This is a genomic window from Woeseia oceani (assembly GCF_001677435.1).
GTDB lineage: Bacteria > Pseudomonadota > Gammaproteobacteria > Steroidobacterales > Woeseiaceae > Woeseia > Woeseia oceani.
Genome location: NZ_CP016268.1, coordinates 2,830,823 through 2,844,791, shown reverse-complemented (window position 1 = coordinate 2,844,791; position 13,969 = coordinate 2,830,823). Strand labels below are relative to the sequence as shown.

Here is a 13,969-nt window from a genome sequence, read left to right as displayed (position 1 = left end):
TTCAGTCAATGAACAGCAACGAATTCGCCAAACGACGCAAACAACTGATACGCATGGTCGGCGAGGACGGCATAGCGCTGCTGCCCAGCGCGCCGGCCAAGACCCGCAGCAGGGACGTTGAGTACCGTTACCGTCAGGACAGTGACTTTCACTACCTGACCGGCTTTGACGAACCTGACGCCGTTATGGTGCTGGCGCCTGGCCGGGCCAATGGCGAATTCATCATCTTTTGTCGCGAGCGCAATGCCGACAAAGAGCGCTGGGACGGCTACCGCGCCGGACCTGAAGGTGCGGTCAGCGCATACGGTGCCGATGACGCGTTCCCCATCGATGATATCGACGACATACTGCCCGGCATTATCGAGTCCCGCAGCCGCGTCTATTTCGCAATGGGGGCTTACTCGGACTTCGACGCGAGGGTTGGCGACTGGATCAAGTCTTTACGTTCCCGCCGATCATCGGGTGCGCATGCGCCACACGAGTTCGTGGCGCTGGACCATCTGTTGCACGACATGCGGCTCTATAAGAGTCGGGCCGAGATTTCAGCCATGCGTCGCTCGGCTAAAGTCGCAAGTGCGGCACACCGGCGGGCAATGCAACGGCTCAGCCCGGGCATGTTTGAATACGAACTGGAAGCTGAATTTATCCACGAGTTCCGACAGGCCAACGCGCGCTATTCCTACAGCCCGATCGTGGGCGGCGGCGCCAACGCCTGCATCCTGCACTATGTGGAGAACAGCGAACCGCTGGTGGATGGCGATCTGGTGCTGATCGATGCTGGCTGTGAACTGGACTACTACGCGTCCGATATCACGCGCACGCTCCCCGTCAATGGTCGTTACTCGCCGGAGCAACGGGCGATCTACGATATCGTCTACGAAGCCCAGCAGGCGGCCATAGCGAAAACCTGCATTGGCAATCAATGGAACGATCCGCACGATGCCGCGGTACGGGTCATTACCCGCGGGTTGAAGAAACTCGGCTTGCTGGATGGAACACTGGCCCGCCTGCTGCGCGACGAAGCGTACCGGGAGTTCTTCATGCACCGGACCGGGCACTGGATCGGCATCGACGTGCATGATGTTGGTGATTACAAGGTAGGGGATGAGTGGCGCCTGCTGGAATCCGGGATGGTGACGACTGTTGAACCGGGTATCTATATATCCGCATCCAGCGGTGCCGCCCGGCGCTGGCGCAATATCGGTGTACGGATTGAGGATGACGTTGCGGTCACCAAGAAAGGTCCTGACATCCTCAGCAAGTCTCTGCCGGGCAATGCCGACGAGATAGAAAAGCTGATGAATGCCGCATGAGGACTGACGAATACGACATCGTTATCGCTGGCGGCGGCATGATTGGGATCAGCCTGGCGCTGGCACTTGCGCCCTTAGGCCAACGCATCGCGGTTGTTGAAGCTATAGAACGATCCGCGCCCTTGCAGCCAAGCTTTGACGACCGTTCGACGGCATTGTCGCGGAGCAGTCAGCGCACCTTTGAAGCTCTTGGGCTCTGGCCGGCGATACGCGCGGCATCCACGGCTATTCGGCACATACACGTTTCTGATCGCGGTCGATTCGGCTTTTCGCATATCGATGCTGCAGAACAAAACGTGGAAGCGCTGGGGTATGTCGTGATCAACCGGGTGCTGGGCACGGTATTGAACGACGCATTGCTGGCGGCCGACAACGTGGACGTCATTTGTCCCGCCCGCATCAGCCGTGTGCAAACTACCGAACGGTCTGTAACGGTCAGTGCGGACTCCAATGACGATGTCCGGCAATTGCAATGCCGCTTACTGGTTGCTGCCGACGGCGCTAACTCCGGCGTCCGCGAAATGCTGGGTATCGGCGCGCAACACGTTGACTATGGCCAGCACGCGGTGATTGGCAACTTGCAACCGGGCCAGCCGCACAACAACATCGCCTACGAACGATTTACTAATGACGGGCCGATCGCCATATTGCCGACGGCCGACGACAGAGTGACCTTCGTCTGGACCTTGCAACCCGAGCGAGCCGATAACGTGCTGTCACTCAGCGACGAGGAGTTTACCGAGCAATTGCAGCAGGCCTTTGGTTTTCGTCTTGGCCGGTTCTCGAAGATGGGTAAACGTGCGCGGTATCCATTGTCCTTAAGCAAAGCGAACAGCCTGGTCGTCGGTCGCGGAGTCCTCGTCGGCAATGCAGCGCACGGTTTGCACCCGGTTGCGGCACAGGGATTCAATCTGGGGTTGCGCGATGTGGCCTCGCTGGCGGACTGCATTGCCGACGCTTTGGCAGACGGTGCTGGCGATCCGGGTGACGCCACCGTGCTTGAGCGCTACGCTGAATGGCGACGTGCCGACCAGAAAAAGCTCGTTCACTTTACTGACGGACTGGTCCGCCTGTTTGGCAGCCGGCGTCGTTCGCTGCGCCTGTTACGCGACGTTGGCATGCTGGGCTTTGATCTGGTGCCTGGGGTACGACGCTTGTTCGCCCGGCACACCATGGGCCTCGCTGGTGAATTGCCGCGACTGTCGCGCGGGGTACCTTTGAAATGAACAGGACCCATGATGTCGTCATAGCCGGTGCCGGTGTGGTTGGCCTCGCAATGGCGGCATTGCTGGCGCGCTCGCAGCACCATGAGCGCTTGCGAATCACGCTTGTTGATGCCGGTCAGCCGGCCTCACTGGGCGTCGATGATCCGATAGGTCTGCGAGTCTCTGCGCTGTCGGTCGGCTCGCTGCGTCTGCTGAATGCCGTTGGTGTGAGTGCCGACATGATCGCAGGACGAGCGTGTCCGTATCGGGACATGCGGGTCTGGGACAAATCCGGTAGTGCGGAAGGTGCGGCAGCGCTGTATTTTTCCGCCGCGGAGTTTGCCTTGCCGGAGCTGGGTTTTATTGTCGAAGATGTGTTGCTGCGGCAGTGCCTGCAACAACGGCTTGCCGAGTCCGAGGTCGATGTGCGCTACGCGGCGCCGATCAAGTCCATCGCCGCCAACGAGCGGGGTTACGCGGTTGTGTTCGGCGACGGCAGTGAAATGTCCGCGGAATTGCTGATTGGCGCTGACGGTGGTGCGTCGGCGATACGCCGCCACTCTGGTATTGAAGTCAACGGCTGGCAGTACCCGCAGGCGGCACTGGTTACGAATGCGCATTGCGACCGGCCACACCAGTACACGGCCTGGCAGCGTTTTATGCCCGACGGTCCTATTGCGCTGCTGCCATTGCTCGACGGTCGCGTGTCCATCGTCTGGTCCACTGATCCGGATAAGGCGCGGGAAATGGCGGCAAGCGATCCCGAGCGATTGTCCGGGCAACTCACGGATGCCAGTGACGGCGTGCTCGGTGCACTGCGGGTTGATGCGCCGTGCGGCTCGTTTCCGCTGCGGGCGCAACATGCCAGCGAGTACGTCAGGCGGGGTCTTGCGTTGATCGGCGACGCGGCGCATACAGTGCACCCGCTGGCAGGGCAGGGAGCCAACCTTGGGCTGGCCGATGCTGCGATGCTTGCTACGGTAATGACTGACGCACTGGGCAATGGCGAGTACCCAGGTGACCTGCCGGTACTGCGTCGCTACGAGCGTGCCCGCCGCGGAGCCAACGGCACCATGCTGCGCTTCATCGACGGTATCAGCCGACTGTTTCGCAGTGAATCCGGCTTGCTCGGCGCAGTTCGTGCCGGCGGTATGCAGGCGTTCAATCGAAGTACGGTCATGAAGCGGCAGGCGATGAGTGTTGCCCTGGGGCTGGATCGGGCGAGCGGCGGCAAAACCTGAAAAATTGCCCATACCTCCGGGGCACAATACCGTTAGAATTGCGGCTCACACCGCTGGTCCGGCGATTCAGCCGTTGATAACTGCATAACAGCCACGCGCGGCGGGAATAATTCAGGGAGTGTCACGATCTTGTTAGGTACCAGGCAGGCCCACGAAACGGGGATACAACCGTGACCCGTAGTTACGTCATCGTTCTGGCAACGTTGCTCACTTTGATTGGTGCAGCCACGTTCTTGTACAAATGGCAGGTGCTTGGCTTTCCATTGAGTGACGATCAGGAAACGCCGACCTGGATTGTCGAGACCTCCATCAATTTTGATAGCGGACCCGGATCGATCAAGGTCAATCTGCAAATTCCCACGCTGACCCCCGGCTTCGGTCGCCTTGACGAGTACGCGGTGTCGAAGAACTACGGTTTCGGCGTCAATTACGTTGGCACCGGACGTGAAGCCCAGTGGACGGTGCGTCGTGCACGCGGGCCGCAGACGCTCTACTACCGGATAGTGGTTTTCGAAGATCCGGATGCGAATCAATCGGACATTACGCCGCCGTTTCCATTGCCGCCGGTTATTAACGAGCCGCTCAAGACCGCGGTTGAAGTCGTGGTGGACATCGTTCGCGAACATTCCGCGGACGTCCCATCATTTACCTCAGAACTCCTGCGGCTGGCCAACGACCCTTCGCCGAACCCGAACATTGAACTGCTGTTGGCTGATGCCAATTCAAGAGACGACTTCGTACAACGCATGACCACGGTATTGGCGGCTGCCAGAATACCGGCACGGATGATTCGCGGTATCGAACTGGCGGATCAACAACGCGAGGCGGAACTGATTCCCTGGCTGGAGATTCACGACGGTGATCGCTGGCGGCATTTCAACCCGGCCAATGGCGAAGAGATGCTGCCGGGCCGCTACCTGATCTGGTGGCGGGGTAGCGAACCGCTCGTCAACATCGAAGGTGGTAATAACGTCGAAGCCAGTTTCGCCGTGCAGAAGTACTACCTCGATACAATGGATATCGCGAAGAAGCAGGCGGCAACGGGTAAGTCGGTTTTGGTCGATTTCTCTTTGCTGAGCCTGCCGATCAAGGCGCAGGCGGTTTACAGCGTGATACTGATGATCCCGCTCGGTGCCCTGATCGTTGTGCTGATGCGCAACGTGGTCGGTATCGATACCTTCGGTACGTTCATGCCGGTACTGATAGCACTCTCTTTTCGCGAGACCCAACTGTTGCGTGGCATCGTCCTGTTTACGCTGCTGGTGGCATTGGGACTCAGTATTCGTTTCTTGCTGGAGCGATTGCGCTTGCTCCTTGTGCCACGCTTATCGGCGGTGCTGACCATCGTGGTGTTGTTGATGTTGTTTATCAGCATTCTCTCGCACAAGCTGGGAATGGAAACCGGCTTGTCCGTGGCGCTGTTCCCGATGGTCATTATCGCGATGACCATCGAGCGCATGTCGGTCGTCTGGGAAGAGCGTGGTCCTGGCGATGCCATGCGCAGTGCCATGGGCAGCCTGATCGTGGCGGTGGTTGCGTATCTTTGCATGGGCTTCGATTGGCTCGAGCATGCGATCTTCACGTTCCCCGAGTTGCTATTGATCGTCCTTGCGGTTCTGGTGCTGCTTGGCCGCTACACGGGCTACAGAATGACCGAACTCAAGCGTTTCCGGGTTCTCGGCGAGACGCCCTGACCATGTTCGGTATTGCCAAACGGCTCGCGGCTGCCGGCGTGCTTGGCTTGAACGAACGCAATGCCGAGTTGATCATGCGCCTCAATCCGCGGCACCTGTACCCGCGGGTTGATGACAAGGCGTTGACCAAAAAGCTGGCGCTCGAAGCCGGCATGGCGGTACCGGACCTGTACGGCCTGATCACCAACCAGGGCGAAGTAAGGAATTTTGCATCGATCGTGGCGGCGCACGACAGCTTTGTGATCAAGCCGGCCAACGGCAGTGGCGGCGATGGCATAGTCGTTATTGCCGGTCGCAGCAAGCGCAAACGCGACACCTTTCGACTCGGTAACGGAATGCTGGTCGGCGAAGATGACCTCAAGCATCACATTTCCAACATTGTTGGTGGCCAGTACAGCCTGACCGGCAACCCGGATACGGCGATGATCGAGTACTGTGTGCAGTTCGACCCGTTGTTCGGTGATGTCAGTTTTCAGGGGGTGCCGGATATTCGCGTCATCGTCTACCGCGGCTACCCGGTCATGTCGATGGTGCGGTTGCCCACGCGCGTTTCCGACGGCAAGGCGAACCTGCATCAAGGTGCGGTCGGTGCCGGCGTTGATATAGCCACGGGCAAGACCTTGCACGGTGTGCTGAAGAACAGCGTAGTGGAAGAGCACCCCGATACCGGCTCGGTGATCGCAGCACTGCAGATACCAGGTTGGGACTTTATTCTGGAGTCGTCCGCGCGCGGTTTGGAAGTCAGCGGTCTTGGGTACCTTGGCGTCGATATAGTCATCGATCGCAACCGCGGGCCGCTGATGCTGGAAATGAACGCGCGACCGGGCTTGAATATCCAGATAGCGAACAGGTCAGGACTGTCACACCGCATCAAGCGTATAGACGAACTGTACGATGCCAATGATGATCCGGTTAAGCGCGCACAGATTGCCCGGCGCGAATTTGCCGCGCCAGCCGTTGCCTTTCGGTCAGCTGCGCAAGCCTGAGTTCAGTCCTCGCTGCCGAACTGCTCCAGTACCTGCTGCTCCGTCAGCCTTGGGTGCTGTCCCGCGAACGCGTAGCCTGCCGGCTGATGGTCGACGAAGATTTCCGAGGCAATTTTAAAGTTCGCGGCATTGTCGAAGGCACCGACACACAGGTGATAAGCGTTGGCCGGTTTCAGGAAGTAAAACAGGTTGCTGCCACATTGCCTGCAAAAACCCCGTTCTGCCCAGTCTGATGAGGCGTAGCGTTGCAGGTTTTCTTCGCCGCTGAAGACTACCGATTCGGCATTGACTGCGAACAGCGGGCCGCTGGCCCAGCGTCGGCACATCGGACAGTGACAGGCGTGGAAGTCAGTGCCAGCGTTTGTTGCGTCGAACTGCACGGCGCCGCACAGGCACCGGCCGTGCTGCGTTGAATTATCGGTGTTTTCCAATGCCTACTCCTTATTGCTGGTCAGCCAGCCAGCGGTCGATTCTCGTTTCCAGTAAGTCCAGCGGCAGCGCGCCACCGCCCAGCAGGGTTTCGTGGAAGGCGCGTATATCGAAACGCTCGCCGAGCCGCTGCTCTGCACGTGACCGCAGTTCGAGAATCTTAAGCTGGCCTATCTTGTATGCAAGCGCCTGGCCGGGCCAGGCAATATAGCGGTCTATCTCGTTGATGATGTCGAGTTCCGTTTTCGCTGCGTTGTCTTTGAAAAAGTCGATGGCCTGCTGCCGGCTCCAGCCTTTGTAGTGAATTCCGGTATCAACCACTAACCTTACGGCGCGCCACATTTCGTAGGTCAGGGCACCGAAGCGTGAATACGGATCCTTGTAGAGTCCAAGTTCATAGCCAAGACTCTCGCTATACAGCCCCCATCCTTCGGTGAATGCGGTGAAGCCCGAATAGCGCCGGAACGCCGGCATATCGCCCAGCTCCATTTGCAAGGCAATCTGCAAGTGATGTCCTGGTACGGCCTCGTGGACGCTCAGAACTTCGATTTCGTACTTTGGCCGCACTTCAGGCTTGTACAGGTTGACGTAGTAGTAGCCGGCACGACTGCCGTCTGCGGCCGGCGGGCTGTAATAGGCTGTCGTCGTATCCGGCGCAATGTTGTCCGGAATCGGCCGTAACCCGTAAGGCATACGCGGCAAGCGGCCAAAGAGTTTGACGAGTTCCGGGTCGATGCGTTTGCTGACCGCCAGGTAGGCATCAAACAGCTCCTCGGCTGTTTCGTAGTAGAAGCGTGGATCGGTCCGCAGGAAACTCAGAAACTCGGCGAAGCTCCCGGCGAATTCCAGCTCGTCGATGATCAACTGCATTTCGCCGCGAATACGTTTGACCTCGTTCAGGCCGAGACGATGGATCTCGTCAGGCGTCATGCTGGTTGTGGTGAAGCTGCGGGCGCGGTACTCGTAGAAAGCCTTGCCATTGGGCAGTTCCGACGCGCCGATACTGTCGCGTGCGGCCGGCAGGTAGTGATTCTCGAAATAGCGGTAGAGTTCGCGATAGGCGGGCACGATAGCCTGTTCGATTGTTTGGCGGGCTTGTTGTCGAATGCGCGCCTGTTCTTCGGCAGTGAGGCTGTCGGGCAGGTTCCGGAACGCTGCGAAGAAGGGGCTTGCTTCAGGGTCTTCCTGCAATTGCTGCGCAATCTGGGCAGGAATGCGCTGCATCAGTATTTTGGGCGGCATGTAACCGCTGCGTCGGCCTTCTTCCTGCAATTCCATGGTCTGCGCTATGTAGCGCGGCACTTTTGCCATGCGTGCCAGCCAGTCCTCGAAGTCCGCCGCTGTTTGCAGCCGCAGGCCTTCGGCCGTTGATTCCAGTGACTGCACACCGCCGCGCTGATTGATCGGCATGAGGTAGTCACGGTAGGGATAACTGTCCAGATCGTCCTGCAACTCGCGGCGGAACAGATCGTAGTTGAGTTGCTCGGCGGCGCTGAGCTGCGACGAGTCGATTGCGCGCAGCCGGCTGAGAAAATCCTGCTGCTGCGTGCGACGGCGTGCGTAGGCGTCGAGGCTTCTGTCTGGCCACTCGCGGTTATAGCGCCGGTCGCCCAGTCGGGAGGCCAGGACCGGACTCTCGGCCAGCCGCCATTCCCAGGCGTCCGCGAGTAGCGCATTGAAATCACTGCCCGGGTCAGCGAGGACGCCGGAGGCGACGAACAACAACAGGCAACTGGCGCGGCGCAGTGGGTGCACAGGATTTCTCCGTTGATTCGATCGGCTCATTGTTGCCGCACAACATGCGGCTGGCAACCCGGCGGCCAGTTGGCTATGATGCGGCCACTAATCGATAGGGCATGTGGAAGAGACCCCGCACATCGGGGCGCCGAAGGCGCAACTAGCTCGGAAACGCTCAGGCAAAGGGACTGCGTGCTCTGATTAGCTCTGGAGAGAGGCCGGACAGCGGTCCACCGAAGGGGTACGTGGGCTTCCGCCTGCAAGATCTCTCAGGTCATCGGACAGAGGGGCCATTGATGTCCGCCGTACGGCGGATTGTCGATGGCCCTTTTTTTATCGTCGATGATTTATGGCCACGCGTGGCCGCACTGGAGCACAGCATGGGGCTGAAAACGCCACTGTATACACAGCACGTCGAGCTTGGCGCGCGCATCGTTGATTTCGGCGGCTGGGATATGCCGCTGCATTACGGATCGCAGCTCGAAGAGCACCACGCCGTGCGCAATGCGGCGGGCATGTTCGATGTCTCGCACATGACCATCGTCGATATCAGTGGACCTGAGGCGAAGCCGTTTCTGCGCAAACTGCTGGCCAACGACGTCGCGCGGCTCACGGTATCCGGCAAAGCGCTGTACAGCTGCATGCTCAATGAGCAGGGTGGCGTGGTCGATGATCTCATCACCTATTATCTGCACGACGAGCTCTATCGGGTTGTGGTTAATGCAGCTACCCGGGAACAGGATCTGGCGTGGATAGCCGCGCAGGTTGGCGAGTTCGATGTGACCGTTACTGAACAGCCGGATGTCGCCATGATCGCCGTGCAGGGGCCGGATGCGCGCGAGCTCGCTTCCCGCTTGCTGGAGCCGGCCATGCGTGACCAGGCGATGGCGCTGAAGCCCTTTCATGCACTGGCAGCCGGTGATTACTTCATCGCTCGCACCGGCTATACCGGCGAAGACGGCTGGGAAATTGTGTTACCGGCTGAACGTGCCGCCGACTTCTGGAATCAGCTCGCGAAGAGCGGCGTGCGACCCTGTGGTCTGGGCGCTCGCGACACTCTGCGACTTGAGGCGGGTATGAATCTGTACGGCACGGACATGGATCTAGGCACATCACCGCTGGCGTCAGGACTGGCCTGGACGATCGCCTGGGACCCGGCTGAGCGCGACTTTATTGGCCGCGCCGCACTTGAAGAGCAGCGAGCGGCCGGTCCCGCGCCGCGCTTCTGTGGCTTGTTGCTGGAAGACCGCGGCGTGTTGCGCAACCACCTGCGAGTCGTAGTTGATGGTCGCGAAGACGGCGAGATCACCAGCGGCGGTTTTTCGCCCACACTGAACCGCTCAATCGCGATGGCGCGCCTTCCTGCCGGTGATTATGATCGAGCGCAGGTCGAGGTCCGCGGCAAGCTGCTCGCGGTACGTGTCGTCAAACCGCCGTTTGTTCGCAACGGCAAAGTCTGTATCGAATTGTAGGCACGCTGTACAGCGTGCGCTGCGTAACAAGAGCTAATCAAAGAGGATCAAGCAAATGAACGAACTGCCTGGGGATCTGCGTTTCACGGCGGAACACGAGTGGCTGCGCCAGGAAGAAGATGGCAGTGTCACTATCGGCATTACGGACCATGCGCAAGCGGCACTGGGTGATCTGGTCTACGTTGAATTACCGGAAGTGGATCAGGAACTGGAAAGCGGCAATGAAATGGCCGTGGTTGAATCGGTGAAAGCCGCATCGGACGTGTATGCACCGATGTCCGGTGTGGTGCTGGCCGTCAACGAAGTGCTGGCAGACGATCCGGAAAAGATCAACGCCGATCCGTACGGTGACGGTTGGATCGTGCGCATTCAGCCCGGTGATGAGAGTGTCGACACGATGAGCCCTGATGAGTACCAGGAGTTTCTGGACACGCTCGACGACTAGTCTTTGCCTTTAACGCCCTACCGCTAAGCACCACCGGAGCCTGTTCCTGCCATGCCGTTTATTCCGCACACTGACGATGAAGTGCAGCAGATGCTGCAGACGATTGGCGCAAACCGTATCGCCGACCTGTTCGACGAGATCCCGAAGGAATTGTTGATCGACGACCTGCGCGGCGTGCCCGATGCACTGTCGGAAATGGAGATCACGCGTTTGATGCGTGAGCGCGCGGCGCGCGACGGTTCACCGCTGTGTTTTATCGGTGCTGGCGCGTACGAGCACCATATCCCGAGTGTCGTCTGGGACATCACTACGCGTGGTGAGTTCTATTCTGCGTACACGCCGTACCAGGCCGAGGCGAGTCAGGGCACGCTGCAGACGATCTACGAGTTTCAGTCGATGATCACGTCGCTGACCGGTTTGTACGCAAGCAACGCCTCACTGTACGACGGTGCCTCGGCCCTCGCGGAAGCCGCATTAATGGCCGTGCGCAGCAACCGCCGCAACAAGTCGCGACGGGTCCTGTTGGCGTCGGGTGTGAACCGTACCTACCGCAAGGTCGCCGAAGCCATCGCCGGGAGTCAGGGGCTGACCTTCGACGAACTGCCGCTGGAACAGGCGACAGGCGTCAGCGATCTCAATGCGTTGTCGGCGGAGGGCGATGCACCGGTCGCCGTGGTCATCCAGCAACCGACATTTTTCGGTACGCTCGAAAGAATTGACGAGATCACCAACTGGGCACACGCCCAGGGTGCGTTGGTCATTGCGGTGGTTAATCCGACTTCGCTGTCGCTGCTCAAAGCGCCGGCGCAATGGGGCGAGCAAGGCGCTGACATCGCTTGTGGCGAAGGTCAGCCGTTGGGCGTACCGCTTTCATCCGGCGGGCCGTACTTCGGGTTCATGGCCTGTGCCGAGAAACTGGTGCGCCAGATGCCGGGTCGGATCGTCGGTCGTACAACGGATCTGGACGGCAAGCCGGGTTTCACGTTGACGCTACAGGCGCGCGAGCAACACATCCGGCGTTCCAAAGCCACATCCAACATTTGTACGAACCAGGGGTTAATGGTCACTGCGGCGACGATTTACATGTCGTTGCTTGGGCACGGCGGTCTGCAACAGGTTGCGTTGCGTTCGGAGGAACGTACCCGTGCGCTGCTGCAACGGCTGACAGCCATTGACGGCGTTACCCTGGTATTTTCTGGTGCGCACTTTCATGAAGCGGTGCTGCAACTGCCGCAAGCAGTTGCACCGTTGCTCGACAAGCTGGCGGCGGACGGCATTCTCGGCGGTTATGACTTGTCAGTCGAATACCCCGAGCTCGGTAATGCCCTGCTGGTATGTGCAACTGAAACCAAAACGGATGCGGACCTCGACGCGTATGCTACTGCCCTCGGCAGGCACCTGGCCAACGACTGACGCTGGCGGAGATACAGACTATGCAGAACATCACTTTTAACGGCAGCCAGTACAAGATATCCGGTTCGCTGCCGACGGTTGGCAGCCGGGCGCCGGACGTGTCACTGGTCAGTACTGAATTGCGGGATATGACGCTGGCGGACTGGATGGGCAAACGCAAGGTGCTGAATATTTTTCCGAGCATCGATACGCCGATTTGCGCAAAGTCAGTTGTCGCTTTCGACAAGCTGGCCGAAGAACATGATGACGTTGCCATGCTGATGATTTCCTATGACCTGCCGTTTGCGCACAAGCGCTTCATGACCGAGCAGGGGTTGCAGCGAGTAACCGGGCTATCGGCCATCCGTCATGCGGGTTTCGGCGATAACTACGGTGTTCTGATCGTCGACGGACCGCTGGCAGGCATGTTCGCCCGCGCCGTCGTCGTCCTGGATGAGAACAACACGGTCGTTCACAGCGAGCTTGTGGAAGACATCGGCAATGAACCGGATTATGCAGCGGCGCTGTCCGCACTGGGTATCGAGGCCAACATGGACCTCGTGTGCGACTGAGCAAAGGCAGGCAAATAAATGACCGAAGCACTGATTTTCGAGAAATCCCGTAGCGGCCGACGCGCTTATGCGCAGGCACCGAGCAATGCAGCGGCAAGTTCGATTCCACAGAACTTTCTGCGTACTGACCAGCCGTGCCTGCCCGAGGTTTCGGAGCTGCAGGTTGTGCGGCATTTTACCCGCCTGTCGCAGCTGAACTTTTCCATCGACACGCACTTCTATCCGCTGGGCTCGTGCACGATGAAATACAATCCGCGTGCCTGCAACACCTTGGCATTGTTGCCGGGATTCGCAGGGCGTCACCCGCTGGGACCGGACAGTCACGGTCAGGGTTTCCTGGAGAGCATGTACGAACTGCAGGAAATGCTCAAAGCCGTAACCGGCATGCAAGGCGTATCGCTGACGCCGATGGCCGGCGCGCAAGGTGAACTCGCGGGTGTTGCGATGATTCGTGCGTATCACATGGCGCGTGGCGATACCGGGCGAACCGAAATCATCGTGCCTGATGCGGCGCACGGCACCAACCCGGCCACGGCGACAATGTGCGGTTGCACGGTACGCGAATTGCCAACCGACGCGGATGGCGATATCGACATAGCCGCACTGACAGCCGCTGTTGGCCCGAAAACCGCTGGCATCATGCTGACCAATCCGTCCACCGTCGGCGTGTTCGAACGGCGCATCATGCAAGTGGCGAAGATCGTTCACGATGCAGGCGGTTTGTTGTACTACGACGGGGCGAACCTGAATGCGATTCTGGGCAAGGTGCGACCCGGCGATATGGGCTTCGACGTCATCCACATGAACCTGCACAAGACCTTCTCCACACCGCACGGCGGCGGTGGCCCGGGTTCGGGTGCGGTTGGTGTTGGCAAACGCCTGTTGCCGTTCATGCCGCTACCCGTGGTGGGCCGCGATGGCGATAGTTACCGTTGGCTGCGTGAAGCGGATCTGCCGCAAAGTATTGGCCGCCTGTCCGGTTTTATGGGCAATGCCGGTGTGCTGCTGCGCGCCTATGTGTACATGCGCATGGTCGGACGTGACGGCATGCGGCGCATCGCCGAGTTCGCGACCTTGAACGCCAATTACCTTCAGGCGCGGCTGCGCGACGCCGGTTTTCGCCTGGCGTTCCCGAAGCGCCGGGCCAGTCATGAGTTCATTATCACGCTGAAGGGCGAAGCCAAGAGCCTGCAATTGACGGCCATGGACATGGCCAAGGCATTGCTGGATCACGGCTTTCATGCACCCACGACTTACTTTCCCTTGTTGGTGCCGGAATGCCTGTTGATCGAGCCGACCGAGACCGAAAGTCAGGAAGCGCTGGACCGGTTCGTGGATGCGATGATCTCGATCGTCGAGGAGGCCCGGCTCGAACCGGGTAAACATAAGAACGCTCCGTTCACGATGCCTGTGCGCCGGCTGGATGACGTCAAGGCGGCACGCCAGCTGGATCTTGCCTGGCAGCAGGACTGAACACGCAGAA

Annotated in this window: 12 protein-coding genes and 1 riboswitch; of the genes, 10 read left to right on the top strand and 2 right to left on the bottom strand. The window is 59.4% G+C overall.

Features of this window, described 5'->3' with window-relative positions:
• Positions 1–8 precede the first annotated feature (8 nt).
• From BA177_RS12815 to BA177_RS12795, 5 genes are all read left to right on the top strand, one after another.
• The gene (locus BA177_RS12815; RefSeq protein ID WP_068616809.1) at positions 9–1,313 is read left to right on the top strand and encodes an aminopeptidase P N-terminal domain-containing protein; all 1,305 of its coding nucleotides are present in this window, start codon (positions 9–11) and stop codon (positions 1,311–1,313) included.
• Positions 1,310–2,539: a 2-octaprenyl-6-methoxyphenyl hydroxylase gene (ubiH, locus tag BA177_RS12810; RefSeq protein ID WP_068616806.1), complete on the top strand. Its 1,230-nt coding sequence runs from the start codon at positions 1,310–1,312 to the stop codon at positions 2,537–2,539. Before BA177_RS12815 ends, ubiH begins: the two co-directional genes overlap by 4 nt.
• Positions 2,536–3,759 (top strand): UbiH/UbiF/VisC/COQ6 family ubiquinone biosynthesis hydroxylase, encoded by a 1,224-nt coding sequence (locus BA177_RS12805; protein WP_068616804.1) that lies wholly within the window; start codon positions 2,536–2,538, stop codon positions 3,757–3,759. The genes ubiH and BA177_RS12805 overlap by 4 nt, the downstream gene beginning before the upstream one ends.
• 170 nt (positions 3,760–3,929) lie before the next feature.
• On the top strand, positions 3,930–5,453 hold the full coding sequence (locus tag BA177_RS12800) for an inactive transglutaminase family protein (RefSeq protein ID WP_068616802.1): 1,524 nt from the start codon (positions 3,930–3,932) through the stop codon (positions 5,451–5,453).
• A 2-nt stretch (positions 5,454–5,455) separates the two neighbouring features.
• Positions 5,456–6,439, top strand: a complete 984-nt coding sequence (locus tag BA177_RS12795; RefSeq protein WP_068616800.1) for an alpha-L-glutamate ligase-like protein — start codon at positions 5,456–5,458, stop codon at positions 6,437–6,439.
• 2 nt (positions 6,440–6,441) lie between these two features.
• Here the strand turns inward: BA177_RS12795 and BA177_RS12790 are convergent, their stop codons facing one another.
• Positions 6,442–6,870, bottom strand: coding sequence for a GFA family protein (locus BA177_RS12790; RefSeq protein ID WP_068616798.1), 429 nt, complete (start codon positions 6,868–6,870; stop codon positions 6,442–6,444).
• 10 nt (positions 6,871–6,880) lie between these two features.
• Positions 6,881–8,623, bottom strand: a complete 1,743-nt coding sequence (locus BA177_RS12785; RefSeq protein ID WP_231892443.1) for a DUF885 domain-containing protein — start codon at positions 8,621–8,623, stop codon at positions 6,881–6,883.
• A gap of 94 nt (positions 8,624–8,717) precedes the next feature.
• Positions 8,718–8,806: riboswitch (glycine riboswitch) on the top strand.
• A 179-nt stretch (positions 8,807–8,985) separates the two neighbouring features.
• On the opposite strand from BA177_RS12785, the gene gcvT reads away from it, so the two are divergent.
• Genes gcvT through gcvPB form a run of 5 tightly spaced genes read left to right on the top strand, consistent with a single transcriptional unit; the run spans position 8,986 to position 13,959 of the window.
• Positions 8,986–10,077, top strand: a complete 1,092-nt coding sequence (gene gcvT / locus BA177_RS12780) for a glycine cleavage system aminomethyltransferase GcvT (RefSeq protein ID WP_068619327.1) — start codon at positions 8,986–8,988, stop codon at positions 10,075–10,077.
• Between the two features lie 55 nt (positions 10,078–10,132).
• Entirely contained in the window at positions 10,133–10,522 is a 390-nt protein-coding gene (gene gcvH / locus BA177_RS12775) for a glycine cleavage system protein GcvH (RefSeq protein ID WP_068616797.1), read from the top strand.
• 51 nt (positions 10,523–10,573) lie between these two features.
• The gene (gcvPA, locus tag BA177_RS12770; RefSeq protein ID WP_068616795.1) at positions 10,574–11,935 is read left to right on the top strand and encodes an aminomethyl-transferring glycine dehydrogenase subunit GcvPA; all 1,362 of its coding nucleotides are present in this window, start codon (positions 10,574–10,576) and stop codon (positions 11,933–11,935) included.
• A gap of 20 nt (positions 11,936–11,955) precedes the next feature.
• Entirely contained in the window at positions 11,956–12,486 is a 531-nt protein-coding gene (gene tpx, locus BA177_RS12765; RefSeq protein ID WP_068616794.1) for a thiol peroxidase, read from the top strand.
• Between the two features lie 18 nt (positions 12,487–12,504).
• Entirely contained in the window at positions 12,505–13,959 is a 1,455-nt protein-coding gene (gene gcvPB / locus BA177_RS12760; RefSeq protein ID WP_068616792.1) for an aminomethyl-transferring glycine dehydrogenase subunit GcvPB, read from the top strand.
• Positions 13,960–13,969 lie beyond the last annotated feature (10 nt).

Bases quoted from the DNA above. Each gene is read 5' to 3' on its own strand.
- BA177_RS12815 (WP_068616809.1), top strand. From the start codon at position 9: ATGAACAGCAACGAATTCGCCAAACGACGCAAACAACTGATACGCATG.
- ubiH (WP_068616806.1), top strand. From the start codon at position 1,310: ATGAGGACTGACGAATACGACATCGTTATCGCTGGCGGCGGCATGATT.
- BA177_RS12805 (WP_068616804.1), top strand. From the start codon at position 2,536: ATGAACAGGACCCATGATGTCGTCATAGCCGGTGCCGGTGTGGTTGGC.
- BA177_RS12795 (WP_068616800.1), top strand. From the start codon at position 5,456: ATGTTCGGTATTGCCAAACGGCTCGCGGCTGCCGGCGTGCTTGGCTTG.
- gcvT (WP_068619327.1), top strand. From the start codon at position 8,986: ATGGGGCTGAAAACGCCACTGTATACACAGCACGTCGAGCTTGGCGCG.
- gcvH (WP_068616797.1), top strand. From the start codon at position 10,133: ATGAACGAACTGCCTGGGGATCTGCGTTTCACGGCGGAACACGAGTGG.
- gcvPA (WP_068616795.1), top strand. From the start codon at position 10,574: ATGCCGTTTATTCCGCACACTGACGATGAAGTGCAGCAGATGCTGCAG.
- tpx (WP_068616794.1), top strand. From the start codon at position 11,956: ATGCAGAACATCACTTTTAACGGCAGCCAGTACAAGATATCCGGTTCG.
- gcvPB (WP_068616792.1), top strand. From the start codon at position 12,505: ATGACCGAAGCACTGATTTTCGAGAAATCCCGTAGCGGCCGACGCGCT.